Consider the following 22,736-nt stretch of genomic DNA (forward strand, 5'->3'; position numbering starts at 1 on the left):
TAGAAGGTGGCCAATTGCAGGCTTTCGAACCAGTTCCAGGCAAAGCCAAAAAGCCATGCGAGGGTCGGGATCAGAAGCGTGATGGCGATGGTCGGCAGCAGCAATTTCGCGTGTTCTCGAAACAGGTCGCGCCACGCTGACATCGGCATCAACCAAAGTGCGCCGCCGATCATCGCGCAAAGTCCACCAACGGCCAGAGTGGCAAGAAATACCGGTGCGTAAAGCACAAGCTCATCGGCCGACAGAGATACGTTCGGGGCGGCGATCAGCGCCAAGCCTGCAAAGTGGACAGCGCCCCAGAGCTTGGTTTGGTGCGCCGTGTTCGACGAATGTGCGACAAAATCCGCGCGCAGGGCTGGTCGAAAGAACAGCAAAAGTGCAATCCCGGTCGCAAGGCACAAGCCCAACACCATACCAAGGCGCAGCCCACGGCACAGAAAGAACAGGTCGGTCTGCCGGCATTCAAATGTGCTGAACACCTGATAAATCGCGACAATCGCGATGGCCTCGACCAGAAAGATGACAAGAGAAAAGCTAAGCCGGGACATGATCACATTTTGCACTTCACGTATGGAACGGCGCAATCAGTGATTGTTTTAGGAGGCGGTTTTGTGACCGCGCTGTGAAAAAACGCGGCCTTTCTGGGTCAGGCGGCTTCTTCTTCCTGCATTTGCCGGTTCCAAAGCGTCGCATAACGTCCGTGGCTGGCCAGAAGGTCATCATGTGTGCCCTCTTCGACGACAAGCCCGTTCTCCAGCACGACAATCCGATCCGCATCAGCGATGGTCGATAGACGGTGTGCGATGGTGATCACCGTGCGCCCTTCGCCTGCCATTTTCAGCGCGTCCTGAATAGATGCCTCGGTTTCGGAGTCCAGCGCCGATGTTGCCTCATCCAGAATAAGGATTGGTGGGTTCTTGAGAAGAGTACGCGCGATGCCAACACGTTGTTTTTCGCCACCCGACAGTTTGAGCCCGCGTTCACCGACCATCGTGTCATACCCTTCGGGCAAGGACAGAATAAAGTCGTGGATCTGGGCCGAACGTGCCGCGGCGATGATGTCTTCCTCGGTAGCGTTGGCGCGCCCGTAAGCGATGTTGTAACGGATGGAGTCGTTGAACAGCACAGTGTCCTGCGGCACCACACCGATGGCATCATGCAGGCTGTCTTGCGTCACATCGCGCACGTCTTGCCCATCAATCCTGATTGATCCATCCACCACATCATAAAAGCGGAACAGCAGCCGTCCGATGGTAGATTTGCCCGACCCCGACGGGCCGACCAGAGCCACGTTTTCACCAGACCGGACCTCAAGAGAAACGCCCTTGAGGATCGGACGTGCCGGATCATAACCGAATTTCACCTGATCGAAATGAACCGCACCTTTAGAGACCTGGAGATCGGGCGCCCCGGGTTTGTCCGATACCTCTTGTGGTTGCTCAAGCAGATCGAACATTTCGCCCATGTCCACAAGCGATTGACGGATTTCGCGGTAAACAGTTCCAAGGAAGTTCAATGGCATGGTGATCTGGATCATATATGCATTCACCATGACGAAATCGCCGACGGACAACGTGCCGTTTTGCACGCCAAGCGCTGCCATCACCATAACAGTGACCAGGCCACCTGTAATGATAAGGCTCTGCCCAAAATTGAGCATGGCAAGCGACGTCGCGGTTTTTACTGCCGCACCTTCATAGGCTTGCATAGAAGTGTCATAGCGATCAGCCTCTCGGCTTTCCGCCCCGAAGTACTTTACCGTCTCAAAATTGAGCAGGCTGTCTATCGCCTTTTGGTTCGCGTCCGTGTCCTGATCGTTCATCTCGCGCCGCAGACGAACACGCCATTCCGTGACCTTGAACGTGAACCAAACGTAAATCACGATGGTCACCATGACCACGCCCATGTAGCGCACATCAAGAAGAAACCACAGAAAGCCCATCACCAACAGCAGTTCAAGGATCAGTGGACCAACGCTGAACAACATAAAGCGCAACAGGAAATCGACGCCTTTGACCCCACGTTCGATTATTCGGCTCAGCCCACCTGTCTTACGCGTGATGTGATAGCGCATCGATAGACGGTGAATATGGGTAAACGTCTCAAGCGCCAATGTCCGAAGTGCTCTTTGACCAACTTTGGCAAAGACGCCATCACGCAACTGCTGGAAACCCACGTTCATCAATCGCGCCATGCCATAGGCAAGCGTCAGGCCAATGCCGCCCAACAATAGATCAGACGCCTCACCGCTCAGCGCGTCTACTGCGCTGCCGAAAAGATACGGGGCCAGCACGTTGACGATCTTGGCGGTGATCAAACAGGCAATCGCAATAACGACACGCCGTTTGACCCAAGGCTTGTCATCAGGCCATAGGTACGGGCCCACTTTGCGGATCGTGCGCACGCCCGAGCGGCGTTCGTCCGCTGCGATGTCGGCGTCTGTTTTTGTATCGGTGGGCATGGGTCGGCTTTCGTTCTGACTTGATCCGGACACTTAGCCCGCGCGCCCCGAAAGGACCAGTGCTCAGCGCGCTTTGAAGAGACCACCAAGAATACCGCGCACGATGCGGCGACCGGTTGTGCCTTTCAATTCCTTGACCACGACACTGGCGATCGCCTCACCCAAGCTTTCGGTTTTCCGAGATTTACGTGTCGGCTTCGAGGTCGATCGCCCCACTCGCGTGCCTGTGTAACGACGCCCGGCTTTGTATTCCCGCATCGCTGCGTCAAGATCTGCCTCGTTCTTTTCGGCCTCTTCTGCAGCCTCTGCCGCGTCTTTGGTACGTTGCGCCAGAATTTCATAGGCCGATTGCCGGTCAAGCCGTTGGGTGTACTTCGCCCCCAGATCGCTGGCGCCCATGACACCACCGCGTTCGGCAGGTGTGATCGGGCCAAGCTGTGATGACGGCGGGCGGATCAAAGTGCGCTCGACCACGCCAGGGATGCCCTTGCGCTCCAGCATTGACGTCACGGCTTCGCCAACGCCGACCTCTCGGATTGCCTGCTCTGTGTCAAAGGCTGGATTTTCCCGATAAGTCTCAGCTGCCATGCGCAACGCCTTGCGGTCACGGGCCGTAAAGGCGCGCAGCGCGTGCTGTACCCGGTTGCCCAGCTGGCCAAGGATGTCTTCGGGAATATCGTCGGGGTTCTGAGTGATAAAATACACTCCAACCCCTTTCGACCGGATCAGGCGTGCGACTTGTTCGACCTTATCCACCAACGCCTTGGGCGCATCATCGAACAGCAGGTGTGCCTCATCAAAGAAGAAAACCAGCCTGGGTTTGTCGGGGTCGCCCACCTCGGGCAGTTCTTCAAAGAGTTCGGATAAGAGCCACAAAAGGAACGTCGCATAAAGGCGCGGAGATCCCATCAACTTGTCAGCGGCAAGAATGTTGATCTGGCCCTGTCCGTTGGCGTCGGTGCGCATCAGATCACGAAGTTCAAGTGCGGGTTCCCCAAAGAAATCCGCCGCACCCTGATTTTCAAGCACCAACAGGCGCCGTTGGATCGCACCAACCGATTGCACAGCTATATTGCCATAGCGCAGCGATACTGTATCGCGATTTTCGCCCAGCCAAACCAGCATGGATTGCAAGTCTTTGAGGTCTAGCAACGGAAGACCTTCTTCGTCGGCCACCCGGAACGCAATATTGAGGATACCTTCCTGCGCCTCGGACAATTCCAAAAGGCGCGAAATCAGAAGTGGCCCCATTTCCGCGACAGTCGTGCGGATCGGGTGACCCTGATCCCCGAACAGATCCCAGAAAGTAACGGGAAAGGAAGAGTAAGCATAATCGTCAAAGCCGATGGTTTGCGCCCGATCCGTGAAAGGTTGGTGAAGTTTAAAATCAGCGCTTCCGGGTTTCGACAGGCCCGACAGATCGCCTTTGACATCAGCCATGAAAACCGGAACGCCGTGTGCCGAAAATCCTTCTGCAAGGATTTGAAGTGTCACGGTTTTCCCGGTGCCTGTTGCTCCTGCCACCAGCCCGTGCCTGTTGGCGTAATCCAGTCGCAACCATTGCTTGACGCTGTAGCCTTCACCACCGCCACCGACAAAGACACCGTTTTCCATACGTTTTCCCCAACACATTTTTCAGAGACCGAACATACAAACTTAACCTTTTGCCGCCAGCCTGTTTTTGCTCGACCCGTTTTGATCCTCCTGACGGTTCCGGCAATCTTCCCTGTTGGACTGGCCGCGTCGTTGGGCGCGGCCTTTTTTGTGATTTGAGGATTGAATTTTGCCTGTTGACGCTTCTGATTTCATTTCGTAGCGTTCGGGCAATAATAGTCGGCCGGTCCGACAGGGAGCACAAGAGGGGAGATGTGGTGACACATCTTCCCTTTGTATTTCAGGGGCTTCTCGCACAACCTTCGCTCATCGCATTAAGATAGTGATCGTAAGTACCCCTTTCCAAAAGGCGCAAGAATCCGCCGCTTTGCTGGTCAACTTTTTGCGTTTTGGCCTGACACTGTTGCCAGCCCATGATAACGCACCACCAAATATGACAGATGCTTCGGAGAGGACTTTATGACCAAACCCCTTTTTCTTCTGACCACGATTGCTGGCCTTGCCTTGGGCGGCTTTGCGATGGCGCAAGAGAATACCGCAACCGAAGAGGCTGAGGCCCCAACCGGTAATGCGGATCTGTCAGTTCTGGATACCGGCGAGCCGGTCAACGACGCCGCGGCAGACGACAATACATATGTCAAAACCACTCATGGCGATTGGGCCGTGCAGTGTCTGCGCGTACAGGAAGGGCCCGAACCTTGCCAGATGTATCAGCTTCTCAAGGACGACAACGGTGGGAATGTGGCTGAGGTCAGCATCTTTCGTCTGACCAATGGCGGTCAGGTTGAGGCAGGCGGTACATTTGTTGTGCCATTGGAAACGCTGCTCACGGAGAAACTGAACGTCCGCGTCGATTCTGGTCAGGCCAAGCGGTACGACTTTTCGTTCTGCACCACAGTCGGGTGTTATGCCCGCGTTGGCTTCACGGCCGAAGACGTGGCATCTTTCCGGCGTGGCAATGCGGCAAACGTGACAATCGTTCCGGCGCTTGCGCCGGACCAGCGTGTCAACGTGATCATGTCCCTATCCGGGTTTACTGCGGCGTACGACGAAATCACCGCTTTGGAACAACAGCGCTAATCGGCAACGTAGCCAATCTGGGAAACGGGGGCGACCTAACTGGGTTAGCCCCCGTTTTCGTTCACCCCATCCAGAACCGCCAAAGCCGCGCGTTCTCCGGGGGCCAAGCCACCCTGCCCCAACCGCTCCATCGTTAACGCCATTGCGGCGATCTGTTTGTCAGGAGCCGCCAGAGTACCAAGAACCGCCTCTGCAATCGGTTTTGGCTGGCAATCATCTCCAATGCATTCCGGCACAACCCGCGTATCGGCCACCAAGTTGACCAAAGTCACCGTGTCGATCAGCAACATCCGTCCGATGATCTGCCGCGACAACCAATTCATGTCATATGCAATCACCATTGGCGTGCCCGACGCTGCAAGCTCAAGCGACACGGTTCCGGACGCAGCAATCGCGACATCAGCGGCCCCAAACGCGGCTTGTTTGGTCTCTGCACCGTCCTCTGCCGGGTTTATGACAATCGGCTTCACCGACCACGTTGCAATCGCGTCATGAACCAACGCCGCCACGTTCGGCGCAGCAGGCAGGACGAACTTAAGATCGGGTCGCTTGAGCTCCAGTTCTGCAACCACGTCCTTAAAGATTGGCAGAAGGCGCGACACCTCACTCCGGCGGGATCCCGGTAGAATCAGGGCAAACGGTGCCCCGTTGATCCGGTAGGTTTTGCGGAATTTGGCCATATCGTCCTGCGATGCAACCGGGTCGGTCACCACAGGATGCCCCACGAAGTCACAGCGCATGCCAGCGGCTTCCATGTACGGCGGCTCAAACGGCAAGAGAGCCAAGACTTGATCAATGTGGCGCGCCATCTTCTTGGCCCGTCCCGGACGCCAGGCCCAGACTGTTGGGGCCACATAGTGCACCGTGCGAATTTCGCTGCGCTCTTTGACCAGTTTGGCGACACGCAAGCCGAATTCAGGAAGGTCGATTGTGATCAACACATCGGGTTTGGCTGCCAGCACTGCATCAGCTGTTTCGCGGATACGCGCCTTGAGGTGCCAATACTGCGACAGAATCTCGGTGATCCCCATGATCGAGATCTCATCCATCGGAAACAGACTCTGAAGCCCTTGTGCAATCATCCGATCGCCACCAATCCCCTCAAACTGCACGTCTGATATATGAGTACGCAGACCCGCCATCAGAGCCGCGCCCAGTTTATCCCCGGACGCTTCACCAGCGACGACAAAGACCCGCATCAGATGCCCTTTTCCCGAACCCAGAGGAATAAGCCAAGCGTATCACATCGCACGACGGTCTTTGCGCGATCAAGAATCATCACGCCCCCCGCCTCGATCACGATCCCAGCCAAGCCCGCGGCAGCGACTGAATCCGGTGTGCTTGCGCCGATCACCGGCAGGTCCGCACGACGGTCTTGGCCCGGTTTGGGCGCTTTGAACAGGATGCCGCCTTCTGAGGCAGATTCACCACCCGTCAACCAGTCGGTCGCATCTCCGAGCAAACCGCCAAACATGTCACTGGCCGTGTTGATCGGGTTGGTCAGGAAATCGCCATTGCCTGTGGCCGCGTCGCGCGCCAAGCGTCTGAGCATCGCATCGGTGCCGGCGGCGTCTTCGCGGGCCAACACGCTGTCACCACGCACCACACAGGCTTGCCCCGCATCGCGCACCCCCATCGCGGCAACGGTACGTTCGCCAAGCCGCGCCTCAACTGTGTTTTGAGGAGCATAGGTTTTAAGCGATAACACACCTTCGACTGGCACTAAATCGGGGACGAGATCGTCCACAGAGGCAATCGACAACCCAGCTTCGTGGAACAGGTCCATTACGATCCGTAACGCGCCATCATCGCCAGAGGTCAACGCAGCTTGCAGACGTGGAACCAAGGGTGCGGTTTTTGCATCAAGTCGCGCCGGGTCAATCGGTGGGCGGCGAATGGCGCCGCACAAACATACCCGAGTGACGCCGCGCGCCTTGAGCGTTTCGAGCAATGTCCCAAGGGTTTCAAGGTGGAAGGTAAGATCAGCTGTCAGACCATCGGGCTCAAACCCATTCAGCACGCAGATCAAAGGCCGCTGGTCCTGAGCATCGGCCACGATACGCGGCAGACGCCCCTGACCACAGATCAGAGCAAGCGTCATCGCTTAACCCGGTGTGAGGAACGACCGATCCGTGTCGCCCAGAATGAAATCGACGATGTGGTGCACGTATTCACTGTCGGTTTCGTCGCCCAACCGCTTTGCCCGTTCTTGAAACGCGCCCTCGCCCTGTGCCAGCATCTGGAACGCAGCCCGGAGTGCCGTGATGTCCGAACGGCTTACGCCTTTGCGCTTGAGCCCGACAAGGTTCAATCCGTCCAACCGCCCGCGATCCGCCTGCACAAGACCATAAGGGATCACGTCATTGGTCACCATTGTGACCGCACCAATGATGGCGCCGCGGCCAATTCTTACAAACTGGTGCACCCCAGAAAGGCCACCGACGATCACATCGTCTTCGAGCACACAATGACCAGCCAAAGCAGCGCTGTTGACTACAATCACACGGTTGCCGACCTGTACGTCATGCGCGACGTGACAGCCTGCCATAAACAGATTGTCGTCACCAACGCGAGTGACGCCACCCCCACCTTTGGTGCCCGTGTTCATCGTTACATGTTCGCGGATTCGATTGCGCGCACCGATGACAAGCTTGGTTTTTTCCCCATCGAACTTGAGGTCTTGCGGAATCTCTCCGATCACTGAAAAGGAATACACCTCGGTGCTATCCCCGATCGACGTATGCCCTGTAATCACCACATGGCTTTTCAGCACCACGTTATCGGCCAAAGTGACCTCTGGGCCAACATGGCAAAACGGCCCGATGACGCAACCATCACCGATCTGCGCCCCGTCTTCGATCACAGCACTGGGGTGGATCTGCGCTGTCACGCGGGCAGGTCCATCATGGCCGAAAATTCACATTCTGCTGCCATTTCACCGTCGACCGTTGCCACACCCCCAAATTTCCAAACCTTGCCGCCCGGCTTGCCGCGCAAGGTGGTCAACCGCATCTCAAGCTGATCACCGGGGATCACCTTGCGGCGAAATTTGCATTTGTCGATGGCCATGAAGTAAATCAGCATTTCCTTGTCCGCGAGATCGAGCGCGGTGCCCACCATCACCGCTGCTGTCTGTGCCATCGCCTCGATGATCGTGACGCCAGGCATGATCGGCGTGCCGGGAAAATGGCCCTGAAAGTGCGGCTCGTTCATGGTGACGTTCTTAATGCCAAGCGCCGATTGCGTGCCGTTAATCTCTTCCACGCGGTCCACAAGCAGGAACGGATAGCGGTGTGGCAGGATGCGCTGGATCAGCTGGATGTCTGCACGAAGAAGCGTGTCGCTCATGGGGCGTCCTTTTTGATCTTGTTGGGCTGTGAGTACCAATCCCGATGCCGGGGGGCAAGGTTTCAGGGGCGCAGCGGCAGGATCTCTGCACCTTCACCGAATTCTGTATTGACCCGAAGGATGGCCTGTTCGGTGATATCGACCGAGTCCACACTGAGCAGAACCACACGGCGGTCTAGAACAGCGACAGCCCCGCTTTCGACCATCAACTGAAGCAGAACCGGCTGCGCTGCGGTCAATAGTGCGCGGCGCGCCTCTTCGCTGCGGGCACCGAGAGCACGAGCCTTTTCGTCTTGTTCACGACGTAGACGTTGGACTTTTTCGTCAAAAGCTTCTGCTCGCGCGCGGAAATCGGCGGGCGGCAAGCTTTCCCGCAATTCGGTCAGTTCGCGTTCTTCGGCAGTCAGGTCTGCCTCGATGCGGCGGTTGTCAGCAGCGATTTCAAGACTTTCCGCTTCGATTTCACGAGAAATCCGTTTGCCAAATTCGCTTTGCGTATAAAGCGCCTCAGGCGCGACTGTCAGGATCAGACTTTGCACCACGCCGACATTTGACAAACCACCATCTTGCTGTGCTTGGGTGGACGTCGGCCCCGAAACCAAGCAAAGAAGCGCTCCGAAGAGCGCTCCTGTCCATGTGCGACAATGATCCGACATTTAGAACTGCGTTGAGATTGTCAGATCGAAGGATTGCACTTCGTCGAACTGTTCCTTGCTCAGCGCTTCACTGAAGTTAAAGCGCAGCGGACCAAGCGGCGTGGTCCAGAAGACCGATACACCGACCACGTGACGGGCGGTGAAGTCGTCGTACAGGACATTTGCATTTGTTTCCTCTAGGCCCCAAAGGCTACCAACGTCATAAAACACGCCGCCAGAGATGCCGTATTCTTCGGGCAAGGGCAGCGGGAATTCGGCCTCGAACCGGGCCACTGCGAAGTAGTTGCCCCCCAACGGATCATTCACATCGCCTGGCCCAACTTCACGTGGACCAATGCCGCCGCCTTCGAAGCCCCGCATTAGGTTCGATCCCAAAGAAAAACGGTCAGTGACGCGCGACGAACCTTCGGAATAGCTCAGGGCACCAGCTTGCAACGTGGCGCGCAATGTCACGTCATCGTTCAGGATTTTGGTCTGAGCCACTGCACGGAGGTTGGATTCCACATAGGTGCTATCACCCCCGAGGCCGCCAAAATCCTGACCGAATTCAAAAAGCACACCGGCATTCGGGTTCAACCCTGTCCGGCGCGTGTCATAGCTGTAGCGATACCCGACAAAGCTGTCCCATACCTCACCGCGGGCCGCTTCAGCATTGATGATCGACCCAACCGAGGCGTTCAGATTGGTAATCTCGGAATAACGTGCGCCGTAACGCAGATTCAGGCGACCATTTTCGGACACAGGGAACGTAAACCCGGTAGAGAAATTGCCGATCGCCGTGTCATATTCAGCCGATGCGTTGTCCGTCTCAAGGTAGTTGACGCTGAAGTTATACGCGACATCACGGCCCAAGAACGCAGGTTCGGTGAACGAGAAACTGTAGTTCGACGAATCCACGCCCGTCGTCACGCCCAAGGCAAGCTGCTGACCGCGACCCAGGAAGTTTCGTTCGCTAAATGTGATCGCCGCGCCAAACCCGCTGCTGGTCGAGTATGACCCACCAAAGCTAAGCGCGCCAGTTGGGCGTTCTTCGACATCAACGTCGATCACGACCTGCTGAGGTGTGGAACCTTCGCGCGCCTCAACATTGGATTCGTTAAAGAAACCAAGCGCGCGAACACGTTCGGCACTCTCGCGAATTTCACGCGGATTGAAAGGGTCGCCTTCGACAATGCGAAACTGACGACGAACAACACGGTCCAATGTGGTCGTGTTGCCTTCGATGTCGATGCGTTCCACAAACACCCGCTCGCCCCGGGTCAGTAGAAATTCAACATCCAGCGTAAGGTCTCGATCATTACGTGTGACGCGCGGTTCTACGCGCACAAAGTTCAGGCCCTCGCGGATCGCAAGGCGTTCCAGGCGCGCAATCTCGGTCTCAACCGCTGTTGGCGAATATGTGCGACCACTGCGCAAACGGATCGCCCTCTGGAAGACGTCAGGGTCTACTTCGGCCAGATCAGATGTGGCAGTGACTTCGCCAAAATTGAACTGCTGACCCTCTTCGACATTGAACGTGATGAAATAGGCGTCACGCTCTTCGCTGAGTTCGGCATTCACGCCGGTGGTGCGGAAATCGACATAGCCGCGAGATTGGTAGAAATCACGCAGAACCTGACGGTCGAATTCGATCCGGTCTTCGATAAAGGTGTCTGATTGGACAAGGGCACGAAACAGACCGGCTTGTTTGGTTTCAAGAACACGGCGCAGACGGCGGTCGCTGAACACTTGGTTGCCGGCAAAACCGATACGCTCAACCTCTGATACACCGCCTTCGAAAACTTCGAACACCAGATCAATACGGTTATCAGACCGGCGAATGACCTTGGGCTGAACCCGGGCAGCAATCCGGCCCTGCTGAGAATAGGCTTCGGTGATACGTGCCGCGTCTGCCTCGGCGGTAGAGGGGCTGAACACACGGCGCGATTCCGACTGGACGATGCTTGACAGTGTTTCGTCGTCGACGCGTGCGTTCCCTTCGAATGTGATGCGGTTCACAGTCGGATATTCAACGACCCGTACAACAAGCGTGTTTCCACGTGGTTCAATCTCGACGCTCTCAAAGAGGCCAGAGGCAAGAACCCGCTGATAACCGTCATTCAGTTCAGCAGCTGATACGGTTTCGCCGCGCGCAACTCCTAGAAAGCTTGCAATTGTGCCTGCCTCGATCCGTTGATTGCCTTCAACCGAAATCGCGTTGAAGCGGAAATCCTGCGCCATCGCCATATCCGGCGTGGACAGAACACCAACGCCAAGCGCGACCGATGCAGCAATAAGAAATGGACGGACCGACGATTTACGCGATGATTTCCGCGTTACCTGCTCGCCTGTTTTTTGTGTCATTGTTGGCAACCTACTCAGACATCCCTTTTAGGACGTGAGTACCCAGATTGCCTTAGCTTGTCAAAAGCGCAGAGGCCGTGTCGATCAATAGCGGACCGGGTGTGTCATCACGTCAATCATGAGCGAACCAAGATAGGCGCCCAGAAACAACGATGCCGCAATCGCAAAGACGTAAATCAGCCGGTCCCAATTGATGGAAAGCAGTAGGCTAAAGGAGCGGTAGCTGTCTTGGATCGTTTGCATGGCAGACCTCGGATACGTAATTGCAGGTCTGGAAATGCCGGTAGAATGTGTCAGCAATCAGGCACAAAGGGGGACGATTCTGTGAAATCGTTCCCCTTTGTGGCGGCTGTCCTGTGATGAGTTTCAGCCGGTATCAGGGGCAAAACAGATCGTTTGAGAGGGCGAACAACATCAGCGACAGCAACATGGTCAAGCCGATGGCCATCAACACGCGCAAGGCCTTGTCGCTGGGCGGACGGCCCGTGACGGCCTCGTAGGCGTGAAACACCAAGTGACCACCGTCCAAAACGGGAATCGGGAACAGGTTCAAAAGGCCAACTGCAGTGCTCAGAACCGCGATGAACCAGATAAAGCTTGTCGTTCCTTGCGACGCCATTGATCCGGATGTTTCCGCAATTCCAATCGGTCCGGACAGATTACACGTGCTAATCGCGCCGGTGATCATCGACCACAGCCCCGTCAGCGACCCGTCGACGATCCGGCCGGTTTGCTGGATACCCGACACAAACGCGTCGATAGCACCCCGCATCTCGGTCGCAGGCTCAAAAAACATGCCGCCCACAATTCCGATACGATAATTGGTTTCGAATGTCCCGTCGCGCTGCGGTTCGTCTGTGCTGCGCGGGGTGAGTTGCAAATCGCGAATGTCGCCGCCGCGCCAAACCTCAAGATTTAGAGTGGCCCCTTCCGACCCCTCAACCGCTTCGCGCAATTGCTCGAACGCATAAATGTTCGATCCATCAACAGAAATGATGATGTCGCCCGCCTGGAACCCAGCATCGTCCGCAGCCGAGCGCGGAATAATCTGCGTGGCAACGGGCGGATACACATAGGGCCCCTGCACCACCAGTTGGTCATCGCCGCGTTGCACGGTGTAGTCCAGATGTTCTTGCTGCGGCAGGTCATCAAGGAATGACTGAAAGCTGGAGGATTCGCTGTAGGCAGGCAGGTCGACACCTTCGATTTCGATCAGAACATCACCAACTTGAAGCTCGTTCTGGGCCGGAACTGCACGTAACTCACCAACTTTGACCGGGTCGGTCACATCGCCACGCAGCATGAATATGCCTGTGAAAATCAGAATCGACAGGGCGAAATTAAACACGGGGCCGGCCGCGACAGTGGCAGCCCGCGCCCACAAAGGTGCGCCATTCATTGTGCGCCGACGTTCGCTTTCCGATAGCACGGCCATGGCCTCGTCGTCTTTGCCACCAGAGGCGTTGCTATCGCCTTTGAATTTGACATAGCCGCCCAAAGGCAGCAGCGCGAATTGCCATTTCGTGCCGCGTTTATCCACCCGCGAAAACAGGACTGGACCAAAGCCCAGCGAGAAAACATCGGCATCAATTCCAGACCAACGGCCAACGATGTAATGCCCGTATTCGTGAATTGCCACGATCACCGACAGGGCGATCACAAAGGCAAGGAGGGTCCAAATCAAACTACCAAACTGCGGCAGCAGCGCTGCTATATCCAAAGCTCAACCCTCTAATTCGTTCATGATTTCATCTGCCCGTACACGTGCGAGATGGTCTAACTGGTCGACGTTATCAAGGGTGATGGCGGCATCAATATGTCCCGGATGAGCCGATATTCTGGACAAGGTCTCTTCGACAACCAACGCAATCTGTTGAAATCCGATGCGTTTCGCGATGAACCCATCCAGCGCGCGTTCCTTAGCCGCATTAAACACAGCGCCTGACAAACCGCCCGTCGCCATCACCTCGCGCGCCAGCCGAAGCGCGGGCCAACGCGTTTCATCTGCGGGTCGAAACGTCAACTGCCCCAGCTTGACCAAATCAAGCCTTTCAACCGGCAATGCCTTGCGATCCGGGTAATTCAAGGCAAAACCGATAGCGTGACGCATATCCGGCGGGCCAACATGCGCCATCAACGCACCATCATTAAAGCCGACAAGCGCGTGGATCATCGATTCCGGATGAACTACTGCTTCGATTTGCGACGGATCAATCTGGAAAAACTCACGTGTTTCAATTAGTTCCAGAGCTTTGTTGAACATCGATGCGCTATCGATCGTAATGCGTTGTCCCATGTCCCAATTCGGGTGCTGCGCAGCTTGCTCCGGGGTGGCTTTCGCCAAGTCTTCTATCGGCCAGTCTCGGAATGCGCCGCCAGATGCGGTGATGATCACACGTTCCACTGCACTGAGGTCCTCGCCGATGAGTGCCTGAAACACAGCCGAATGTTCGCTATCCACGGGCAAGATCGACGCGCCATGCGCTTTCGCCGTCGACAGCATCAGAGGGCCCGCGCAAACCATGCTTTCCTTGTTCGCAAGAGCAAGGCTTGCCCCCTGTTCGAGCGCACGTAGGCCCGGTGCCAACCCAGCCGATCCGACGATGGATGACATAACCCAATCGGCGGGACGGCTTGCCGCCTCGATCAAAGCTGCAGGACCAGCCGCCGCTTCGATACCTGTGCCAGACAGCGCCGCGCGCAGGTCGTTCAAACGCGTGGGATCGGCAGTGATCGCAATTTCCGCATCAAACAGAATAGCATCCCCGGCCAGCTGGGCGATGTTCTGATCCCCGGTCAGGGCAACCACCTGATAGGCGTCGCGCTCTCGCGCGATCAAATCAAGCGTGTTCTGCCCGATCGAGCCTGTAGCCCCGAAAATCGTTATGCGCCTCATGGAGACCCCGGTGGAAAACCGACAAGTTGTCCGGCGATCACGATAAACAACGCAGCGCCCAGCATGCCGTCAAACCGATCAAGCAAACCACCGTGGCCTGGGATCAGGTGTGAACTGTCTTTGACCCCTGCCCGACGTTTGATCGCGCTTTCTGCGATATCCCCGATCTGGCTTGCCATGCTGACCGCGATGCTGACACCGATCAACCCAATACCGGCTGTTGTTCCGCTTGCAAACAAAAGCGCAACCACAGCCGATCCGGCCCAACCGGCCACGGTCCCGGACCATGTTTTCTTGGGACTGACCCGCGGCCAAAGCTTGGGCCCGCCAATCAGGCGCCCTGCAAAATACCCTGCGATGTCGGTAACAACGACAACCAATAAAAGCCAAACCATCCATGTCAGGCCGAAGTCGTCGCGCAACGTCATCAGACCGTAGCCCGCCAGCAAGATGAAAGCGGTAAAGACCGCGTAGGTCACGCCGCCCCGCTCCATCCGACCAAGGCCGAGCATCGACGGCATCAACAGTAATGGCAGCGCAAAAGATGCTGGAATTTCAACGGCGATCATTGACACAAGGGCCGATACGACTGCTAGGATCAAAGGCGATTTGCTGCGGGCGGTGTCCAGCATGGTCACCAATTCCCAGACCATCAGTCCAACGACAATTGAGATCAGACCGTGAAACCAAAGGCCACCCAACCAAACACCGAGTGCGCCAATAGCCACCATCGCCACGGCGGAAAACAGCCGCGGTGCAAGGTCGTCCCACTTGCCTGAGCTCATGCCACCACTGCGCCGAAACGGCGTTCACGGGAACCGAAACCACCGACAACCTTTTGGAATTCCCCAGCGGTGAAGTCTGGCCAGAGCGTGTCGATGAATTCGTATTCCGAGTATGCACTTTGCCATAACAGAAAATTTGAGATCCGCGCTTCGCCACTTGTTCGTATCACCAAATCAGGATCCGGCAAAACACATGTATCTAAATACTTTGGAAGCGTTTCTTCATCCACTGCATTAGGATCAAGTTTGCCACTCGCAACATCTTGAGCAAGGCGTTTGGTCGCGCGGGCGACCTCGTCCCGGCCACCATAATTAATGGCGATGGTCAGGTTCACGGTCTGACAATTGGCCGTCAACGCCTCAAGCTCGTCCATCATCGCGACCAGCTTTTTGTCCAGCCGAACCCGGTCACCAATAAACCGCACGCAGACATCATTGTCTTTGAGCGCCTTGGCCTCGCGGGTAATGTAGCGGCGAAATAGACTCATGAGCCCGGCAACTTCGGATTGCGTCCGCTTCCAGTTTTCGGTCGAGAACGCAAAAACCGTCAGGTAATCGACCCCAAGGTCAGGGCACGCTTCGACAATTTCGCGCACGCGACGTGCACCGGCCTGATGCCCAAACAGACGTGGACGGCCCTGCTGAGTCGCCCAGCGACCGTTGCCATCCATGATGATCGCCACATGGCGTGGACCGTCATCTTTTGTTGTGGGCCTAGCCTGAGCCATGGTGCCGAGATCCTTTCTTTGCAGTCTCAGACCTGCATGATCTCTTCTTGCTTTGTTTCCAAAGCAGCGTCGATCTTTTTGATGTAGGCGTCAGTCATTTCCTGCACCTCGGCCTCCCAGAACTTCTGGTCGTCCTCAGACAGGCCGTCCGACTTGGCCTTTTTGATCTGGTCCATCCCGTCGCGGCGAATGTTGCGGACCGAAACACGTGCGTGTTCAGCATATTGTCCGGCAACCTTGCCCAATTCGCGGCGGCGCTCTTCGTTCAATTCAGGGATCGGCAACATGATAATCGTGCCATTCAACTGCGGATTGATGCCCAAGCCGCTTTCCCGGATCGCTTTTTCAACCTTACCGACCAGACCTTTGTCCCACACGTTGACGGTGACCATACGAGGTTCTGGCACGTTGACGGTGCCGACCTGGTTGATCGGGGTCATGCTGCCATAGGCGTCCACCATAACCGGTTCCAGCATCGATGCACTGGCACGCCCGGTGCGCAACGACGCGAATTCGGTCCGCAAGTTGGTCATCGCGCCATCCATACGGCGGGTAAGATCATCGGTATCTAGTAGAAAATCGTCTGCCATGTGGCCCTCAAGAGCGGTTTTTGTGCTTTGATTTGGGTTCTAAGCGACACGTGCCCGAAAGTATAGCACCTTGCGTCGCCCTGCCGATTTCGAAACTCGGTTTGTGACGCTTTGGTACGAGAGCGTCGCCCTAACCCGACTTGGTGCTGCCACCATATACCTTGGTGTATGTGCCTTTACCTGCCAGAATTCCGCGGAAGCCACCGGGTTCATCCAGTGGGAACACGATAATTGGCAGATTGTTGTCACGAGCCAGCGCGATGGCCGATGCATCCATGACCTTTAGGTTCTTTTGCAGCACCTCATCATAGCTGACGGCGTCATAGCGTTTGGCATCTGCATGTTCGCGAGGGTCTTTGTCGTAGATGCCGTCGACCCCATTCTTGCCCATAAAGATTGCTTCGCAGTTCATTTCGTTGGCGCGAAGCGCAGCGGCCGTATCGGTGGTGAAATACGGGTTGCCTGTGCCGCCCGCGAATACGCAGACACGCTTTTTTTCAAGATGGCGCACGGCGCGGCGTCGAATATACGGTTCAGCCACTTCGTCCATGCGGATGGCAGAAATCACCCGCGTGAAAACGTTTTGTTCTTCGAGCGCCGATTGCATCGCCAAAGCATTCATCACCGTGGCCAGCATACCCATGTAGTCTGCGGTTGTCCGCTCCATGCCTTGCGCACTGCCCTGAAGGCCACGGAACACATTACCGCCGCCGATGACCATGCAAATCTCAACACCAAGATCGTGCACCGACTTCACTTCTTGTGCGATGCGCTGCACGGTTGGCGGGTGAAGTCCGAACCCCTGATCCCCCATCAACGCCTCGCCCGATATCTTGAGCATGACGCGTTTGTATTTCGGATTAGGGGTTTGAGTGTCCGCCATGTTGCGCTCCGTTTCAACGAGAGTCTAAAGTTGCGTGCAACCTGTCGGAAATCCCGGCTAGGAGCAAGGCGAAGTCGCGATGCGCGGTTAACAGGTCGCAGCAACAGAAAACCTCAAGGGAGCTACCCGCGTGGCGCAAAGCCTCTCAGAACGGATCGCGGCGCTTGATCCGCACAAACCTGTCTTGATTGCTGGCCCAACAGCGAGCGGGAAATCTGAATTGGCATTGCGGGTTGCCGAAACTCAGGGCGGCGTTGTGATCAATGCCGATGCGATACAAGTCTATTCTGACTGGCGTGTTTTGACCGCGCGCCCGTCGCCCGAAGACGAGGAGCGCGCCCCGCATGCGCTATATGGGCATATACCGGGGGATGTGCCGTACTCTGTCGGGGATTGGCTACGCAATCTGGAACCGTATCTGTCAAGCGATCTGCGCCCAATTATCGTGGGCGGCACAGGCCTTTATTTTACAGCGCTAACTGAAGGATTGGCGCAGATCCCGGCGACGCCGGATGACATCCGCGCAACAGCGATAGAGCGGATTGAAACTGAGGGTCATGTCGCGCTGGTCGCCGAGTTGGACAGCGAGACGCGCAACCGGATCGACACAGCCAATCCGATGCGAGTGCAGCGCGCGTGGGAGGTTTTGACAAACACTGGGACAGGGCTGGCCGCGTGGCAAGACGCGACTGATCCGCCACGCCTGCCCCTCTCGGATGCTGCTGCTTGGGTGGTCCATGCTGACAAGGACTGGCTGACACCCCGGATTGAGACGCGCTTTGACATGATGCTTCAAACCGGCGCTATGGAAGAAGCATTAGCCAACCACCCGACATGGTCCCCTGATCTGCCATCTGCCAAGGCCATCGGCGCGACCGAGTTGATGGCAGTGATTGACGGTACAATGACACTGGAGGCCGCCTGCGACCGGGCAACAGTCCTGACCCGCCAATTTGCCAAGAGACAGCGCACTTGGTTCCGGGCCCGAATGCGCAACTGGGAATTGATTGACCTAGCGGCACCCTGAAAGAAAACTGCAGATAGACATATCGCAGCGGAACTAAATGTCGCAATGTGACAAGCCAAGTGTCGCAATCAAACCTCAAAAGGTCTAGTCTGGCAATTGACGATGCCTTGGCGATCGGGCGCAATGTCGCAAAACACTGCACGCCGCCGAAACATCAGGGCAAAACCGCCATATAACGGCGCAAAAAATAACGTGTCACAGGGAGAAACAGATGACGCAAACCACTCAGACCGAAACACTGCATCCAGCGGCCAAGCTTTATGCAAAGGAATACAAAGCGGGCCAGATGGACCGTCGCGAATTCCTGACACGGGCCACAGGACTTGGTGTCAGCGCAGCTGCCGCATACGGCATGATCGGCCTGTCCCAGCCCGCAATGGCGCAGACAGAGAATATCCAGGAAGGCGGGACGCTGCGCATCCAAACGCTTGTCAAAGCCATGAAAGACCCACGCGCCTATGATTGGGGCGAAGTCGGCAACCAGTCCCGTGGCTTCCTCGAATATCTTGTTGAATACCAGCATGATGGCACCTTCCGCGGCATGCTGCTTGAAAGCTGGGAAGTGAATGACGACGCAACGGTCTACACTTTGAATGTCCGTCCGGGTGTGACCTGGAACAACGGTGATGCATTCACTGCCGAAGACGTGGCGCGCAACATCACTGGCTGGTGCGAATCAGCCATGGAAGGCAACTCGATGTCCGCACGCATGGGCGGCCTGATTGATCCGGAAACCGGCATTGCCCGCGACGGTGCCATCGAAGTTGTTGATGATCTGACCGTTCGCCTTAACCTGTCGGCCCCTGACATCGCCATCGTTGCAAACATGTCGGATTACCCGGCAGCGATCGTACATTCCAGCTATGACGGTGGGGACGTATACGAGCACGGTATCGGTACGGGCCCGTTCCGTCCCGTTTCCATTGAGGTCGGCGTGAAGGCCGTTATCGAGCGGGCTCCTGACCACACGTGGTGGGGCACCGAGGCTTGGGGCGGACCGTACCTGGACCGGATCGAGTTTATTGACTACGGCAGCGACCCTGCGTCTTGGCTGTCGGCCGCCGAATCTGGCGAAGTCGATATGCTATACGAGTCGGTTGGTGATTTCATCGATATCCTCGATGCCATCGGCTGGACCAAGACCGAGACAGTTACGGCGGCAACCCTGGTTCTTCGCTTCAACCAGCAGACAGATGTCGACAGCGTCGTACCATATGCCGGCCGCGACGTGCGCAAAGCGTTGACGATGATGGTCGACAACTCGGTCTGTCTTGAGCTGGGCTATAACGGCCGTGGGCGGGTTGCTGAAAACCACCACGTATGTCCGATCCACCCCGCCTATGCGGATATCGGGCCAGCAGAATTTGATCCAGCAGCCGGTAAGGCCATGCTGGATGCGACCGAGTTCGCAGATTACGAGCACGAGTTGATCACGGTTGATGATGACTGGGAACGCAACACCGGGGCATCCGTTGCAGCACAAATCTCGGATGCTGGTGTGAACATCAAACACACCGTTCTGCCCGGATCGACCTTCTGGAACGACTGGACGAAGTATCCGTTCAGCGCCACGGCATGGAACCATCGCCCTCTCGAAGTTCAGGTTCTGTCCTTGGCCTACCGCTCTGGCGAAGCCTGGAATGAAAGTGCGTATGCCAATCCGGAATTCGATGCCCTGATGGCCGAAGCCCTGTCGATGGCCGATGCGGACACGCGGCGCGAAGTGATGGCCAAGGTCGAAACAACGCTGCGCGATGATGGCGTCATTATCCAGCCGTACTGGAGGTCGCTCTACAACCACCACAACGGCAACGTGGTGAATGCAGAAAAGCACCCGTCGCACGAGTTCCGGCTCTACAAATTAGGCTTCGCAGCCTGATCAAGACAACTGGTTCCGTCCCTTGCCACAGCATGGGGGCGGAGCCATCGCCAAGACTCCACGCTCTGCGCGCTTGGGCGCGGACATGACGAGGGAGACCCATCCGACATGGCTTTGTTCCTGCTTCGCCGCATCTTCACGATGCTGCTCACTGCGCTTTGCCTCACGTTTATCGTTTTCTGGCTGACCAACCTCGCGCCCAACCTCGAAAAGCTTGCAAAGACCCAAGGCAGTGTCCGCATGAGCGACGAGCAGGTCGACAGCTATCTGCGCGACCGTGGCTATACACAGGCCCTGCCTCTCAAATACGCCCAATGGCTTGGCGTCGCCCCCGGTTGGGTGATTGAAGGGCGTGACGGCACAACCCGTTCGCGCTGCAATGGTGTGCTTGAAGACGGTGTTTTTCCTGAAGACGGACGTAGTTTCTGCGGGGTGCTTCAGGGCGATTGGGGGCATTCGACAGTTTTCAAAGATGATGTCGGTTCAATCATTGCTACAAGGCTTGGCCTGACCGGCAAGCTGATGTTCTGGGTCATGATGGTTATGGTGCCCGGCGCGCTTATCATCGGCGTGCTTGCGGGCATGCGCGAAGGCAGCCGCACCGACAGGTCTTTGTCGACAGTTTCGATCATCACCACAGCGACACCGGAATACGTATCTGGCGTGGTATTTATCGCCGTCTTTGCATCAACCGCCTTTGGCCTACGCTGGTTCAACGGATCAGCTACCAGTGCGATGGAAGACGCCACGTTTGAGAACTTTACCCTGCCTGTGATGACCATCGCGCTTTATGGCATGGGGTATATTGCCCGTATGACCCGCGCCTCCATGGCCGAAGTCATGACCGCGCAATATATCCGCACCGCGCGACTGAAGGGTGTCAGTTTCCCGAACATCGTTCTGAAACACGCGTTGCGAAACGCTTTGATCGCGCCTTTCACAGTGATCATGCTGCAATTCCCATGGCTGCTGAACGGTGTCGTCATTGTCGAGACCCTGTTCAACTACAAAGGCTTTGGCTGGACGCTGGTGCAGGCGGCGGGGAACAACGACATCGAATTGCTGCTTGGTGTGTCGGTTGTATCAGTCTTTGTGGTCCTGATCACTCAGCTGATCTCGGACATTGGCTACGTTTATCTTAACCCACGCATCAGCGTGTCCTGAGCGGAAGGAAAAGCACTATGGAACCGCTCGGTTGGTTTGACATCATCACCCGCGTTTTGATCCAGTTTATGCCTGTCTGGGTGTGCCTGATCGCGCTATTCACCCTGTCCATCGTCTATAAACGCAGGCTGGGTCTTTACGGAAAACTGTTCGACAGCACGATTGGCATGGTCGGCTTTGCTCTTGTGATGTTCTGGGTTTTCACCGGTATCTTTGGGGCGTTCGACCTGATCATAACGCATGATCCGCTCGCTCAGGTATCCAGTATGAAGAACAAGCCCCCCGGAACGCCAATCGCGGGCGCAGAGGATGGGCAATACGCCTATTACCTCTTCGGTGGTGACAACCTGGCCCGAGACGTGTTCAGCCGGATGGTCAAAGGCGCATGGGTCGTGGTGCAGATTGCGCCATTGGCAACGCTATTCGCGTTCATGGTCGGGATCACGCTCGGCCTGCCCGCTGGGTACTATGGCGGACGGCTCGATACGTTCCTTAGCTTTCTGGCAAACCTCATCCTCGCCTTCCCGGTGATCTTGTTGTTCTACCTGCTGGTCACCCCGGAAATCGTGGATACTGGCATCCCGAACTATATGGCGATGGTCCTGTTCATTTTCCCCATTATCTTTGTCGCTGTCCTTTTGAATTCACGCTACCGGACTCAGCCAAAGGTCCGCACACCGATGTTGATTGCGGTCCTTGGCGTCATGGGATGGTTGTACCTGTCTCTGATCTCGCAACCGGGAACGCCAATGGTGGTCCTGCCCGATGCAATTGACCTCTTCAACCTGCAAGGCGGTATTTTGGTGGTGTTCGTGTCGGTGGTATTCGTCAATTCGCCCACCGTCTTCAGGATCGTTCGCGGACTGGCGATGGACATCAAAACCCGTGACTACGTGGCCGCCGCACAGACCCGTGGTGAACGCCCGTGGTATATTATGCTATGGGAGATCCTTCCCAACGCACGCGGACCGTTGATTGTCGATTTCTGTCTGCGCATTGGTTACACCACAATCCTTTTGGGCACCTTGGGCTTCTTCGGCCTTGGACTGCCGCCCGAAAGCCCGGATTGGGGCACGACCATCAATGACGGGCGGCGTTTGCTGCAAATCTACCTGCACCCTGCGATGGTGCCGGCCTTCGCGCTTCTCAGCATGGTGCTGGGGCTGAATTTGTTGGCCGATGGATTGAGAGAAGAAAGCTTGCGCGATTGATTGAGGGCGGAACTGGGGGCCAGCCCCCAGACCCCCGGAGTTTACTTGGCAAGATGAAGAGGGACGCAAGT

General features: G+C 56.5%; 20 protein-coding genes and 1 pseudogene. 5 read left to right on the forward strand and 16 right to left on the reverse strand.

Annotated features, from left to right (window positions below; genetic code table 11):
• The 3 genes and pseudogenes from ACTG4M_RS07235 to ACTG4M_RS07245 all read right to left on the reverse strand — a co-directional run.
• Window positions 1-548, reverse strand: a pseudogene (locus ACTG4M_RS07235) (hypothetical protein); the annotation flags it as partial.
• Window positions 549-646: 98 nt separating this feature from the next.
• Window positions 647-2,461, reverse strand: coding sequence for an ABCB family ABC transporter ATP-binding protein/permease (locus ACTG4M_RS07240; RefSeq protein ID WP_439122979.1), 1,815 nt, complete (start codon window positions 2,459-2,461; stop codon window positions 647-649).
• Window positions 2,462-2,524: 63 nt separating this feature from the next.
• Window positions 2,525-4,075, reverse strand: coding sequence for a helicase HerA-like domain-containing protein (locus tag ACTG4M_RS07245; protein ID WP_439122980.1), 1,551 nt, complete (start codon window positions 4,073-4,075; stop codon window positions 2,525-2,527).
• Window positions 4,076-4,534: 459 nt separating this feature from the next.
• On the opposite strand from ACTG4M_RS07245, the gene ACTG4M_RS07250 reads away from it, so the two are divergent.
• Window positions 4,535-5,155: an invasion associated locus B family protein gene (locus tag ACTG4M_RS07250; protein ID WP_439122981.1), complete on the forward strand. Its 621-nt coding sequence runs from the start codon at window positions 4,535-4,537 to the stop codon at window positions 5,153-5,155.
• 44 nt (window positions 5,156-5,199) lie between these two features.
• Here the strand turns inward: ACTG4M_RS07250 and lpxB are convergent, their stop codons facing one another.
• From lpxB to pyrH, 13 genes are all read right to left on the reverse strand, one after another.
• Window positions 5,200-6,354, reverse strand: coding sequence for a lipid-A-disaccharide synthase (lpxB, locus tag ACTG4M_RS07255; protein ID WP_439122982.1), 1,155 nt, complete (start codon window positions 6,352-6,354; stop codon window positions 5,200-5,202).
• Window positions 6,354-7,256 carry an LpxI family protein gene (locus ACTG4M_RS07260; RefSeq protein WP_439122983.1) on the reverse strand — a complete coding sequence of 301 codons (903 nt, stop codon included), beginning with the start codon at window positions 7,254-7,256 and terminating at the stop codon, window positions 6,354-6,356. The genes lpxB and ACTG4M_RS07260 overlap by 1 nt, the downstream gene beginning before the upstream one ends.
• A 3-nt stretch (window positions 7,257-7,259) precedes the next feature.
• Window positions 7,260-8,045, reverse strand: a complete 786-nt coding sequence (lpxA, locus tag ACTG4M_RS07265) for an acyl-ACP--UDP-N-acetylglucosamine O-acyltransferase (RefSeq protein ID WP_439122984.1) — start codon at window positions 8,043-8,045, stop codon at window positions 7,260-7,262.
• The gene (gene fabZ / locus ACTG4M_RS07270; protein WP_439122985.1) at window positions 8,042-8,503 is read right to left on the reverse strand and encodes a 3-hydroxyacyl-ACP dehydratase FabZ; all 462 of its coding nucleotides are present in this window, start codon (window positions 8,501-8,503) and stop codon (window positions 8,042-8,044) included. Before fabZ ends, lpxA begins: the two co-directional genes overlap by 4 nt.
• A 62-nt stretch (window positions 8,504-8,565) precedes the next feature.
• Window positions 8,566-9,159, reverse strand: a complete 594-nt coding sequence (locus ACTG4M_RS07275) for an OmpH family outer membrane protein (protein WP_439122986.1) — start codon at window positions 9,157-9,159, stop codon at window positions 8,566-8,568.
• Complete coding sequence (gene bamA, locus ACTG4M_RS07280; RefSeq protein ID WP_439122987.1) at window positions 9,160-11,502, reverse strand: outer membrane protein assembly factor BamA; 2,343 nt, start codon at window positions 11,500-11,502, stop codon at window positions 9,160-9,162.
• 84 nt (window positions 11,503-11,586) lie between these two features.
• The gene (locus tag ACTG4M_RS07285; protein WP_439122988.1) at window positions 11,587-11,745 is read right to left on the reverse strand and encodes a hypothetical protein; all 159 of its coding nucleotides are present in this window, start codon (window positions 11,743-11,745) and stop codon (window positions 11,587-11,589) included.
• A gap of 133 nt (window positions 11,746-11,878) precedes the next feature.
• Window positions 11,879-13,222, reverse strand: a complete 1,344-nt coding sequence (rseP, locus tag ACTG4M_RS07290) for an RIP metalloprotease RseP (RefSeq protein ID WP_439122989.1) — start codon at window positions 13,220-13,222, stop codon at window positions 11,879-11,881.
• A 3-nt stretch (window positions 13,223-13,225) separates the two neighbouring features.
• On the reverse strand, window positions 13,226-14,398 hold the full coding sequence (gene dxr / locus ACTG4M_RS07295; protein ID WP_439122990.1) for a 1-deoxy-D-xylulose-5-phosphate reductoisomerase: 1,173 nt from the start codon (window positions 14,396-14,398) through the stop codon (window positions 13,226-13,228).
• On the reverse strand, window positions 14,395-15,183 hold the full coding sequence (locus ACTG4M_RS07300) for a phosphatidate cytidylyltransferase (protein WP_439122991.1): 789 nt from the start codon (window positions 15,181-15,183) through the stop codon (window positions 14,395-14,397). Before ACTG4M_RS07300 ends, dxr begins: the two co-directional genes overlap by 4 nt.
• Complete coding sequence (gene uppS, locus ACTG4M_RS07305; RefSeq protein ID WP_439122992.1) at window positions 15,180-15,911, reverse strand: polyprenyl diphosphate synthase; 732 nt, start codon at window positions 15,909-15,911, stop codon at window positions 15,180-15,182. Before uppS ends, ACTG4M_RS07300 begins: the two co-directional genes overlap by 4 nt.
• Before the next feature lie 26 nt (window positions 15,912-15,937).
• Window positions 15,938-16,501: a ribosome recycling factor gene (gene frr / locus ACTG4M_RS07310; protein ID WP_439122993.1), complete on the reverse strand. Its 564-nt coding sequence runs from the start codon at window positions 16,499-16,501 to the stop codon at window positions 15,938-15,940.
• Between the two features lie 130 nt (window positions 16,502-16,631).
• Window positions 16,632-17,384: a UMP kinase gene (gene pyrH, locus ACTG4M_RS07315; RefSeq protein ID WP_439122994.1), complete on the reverse strand. Its 753-nt coding sequence runs from the start codon at window positions 17,382-17,384 to the stop codon at window positions 16,632-16,634.
• Window positions 17,385-17,514: 130 nt separating this feature from the next.
• On the opposite strand from pyrH, the gene miaA reads away from it, so the two are divergent.
• The 4 genes from miaA to ACTG4M_RS07335 all read left to right on the forward strand — a co-directional run bounded on the left by miaA (window position 17,515) and on the right by ACTG4M_RS07335 (window position 22,665).
• Window positions 17,515-18,411, forward strand: coding sequence for a tRNA (adenosine(37)-N6)-dimethylallyltransferase MiaA (gene miaA / locus ACTG4M_RS07320; RefSeq protein ID WP_439122995.1), 897 nt, complete (start codon window positions 17,515-17,517; stop codon window positions 18,409-18,411).
• A 211-nt stretch (window positions 18,412-18,622) separates the two neighbouring features.
• Window positions 18,623-20,290: an ABC transporter substrate-binding protein gene (locus ACTG4M_RS07325; RefSeq protein ID WP_439122996.1), complete on the forward strand. Its 1,668-nt coding sequence runs from the start codon at window positions 18,623-18,625 to the stop codon at window positions 20,288-20,290.
• A 108-nt stretch (window positions 20,291-20,398) separates the two neighbouring features.
• Window positions 20,399-21,454, forward strand: coding sequence for an ABC transporter permease (locus ACTG4M_RS07330; RefSeq protein WP_439122997.1), 1,056 nt, complete (start codon window positions 20,399-20,401; stop codon window positions 21,452-21,454).
• Window positions 21,455-21,471: 17 nt separating this feature from the next.
• Window positions 21,472-22,665 carry an ABC transporter permease gene (locus ACTG4M_RS07335; protein WP_439122998.1) on the forward strand — a complete coding sequence of 398 codons (1,194 nt, stop codon included), beginning with the start codon at window positions 21,472-21,474 and terminating at the stop codon, window positions 22,663-22,665.
• Window positions 22,666-22,736 lie beyond the last annotated feature (71 nt).

It is taken from the genome of Marivita sp., from assembly GCF_965656765.1.
Classification (GTDB): domain Bacteria; phylum Pseudomonadota; class Alphaproteobacteria; order Rhodobacterales; family Rhodobacteraceae; genus Marivita.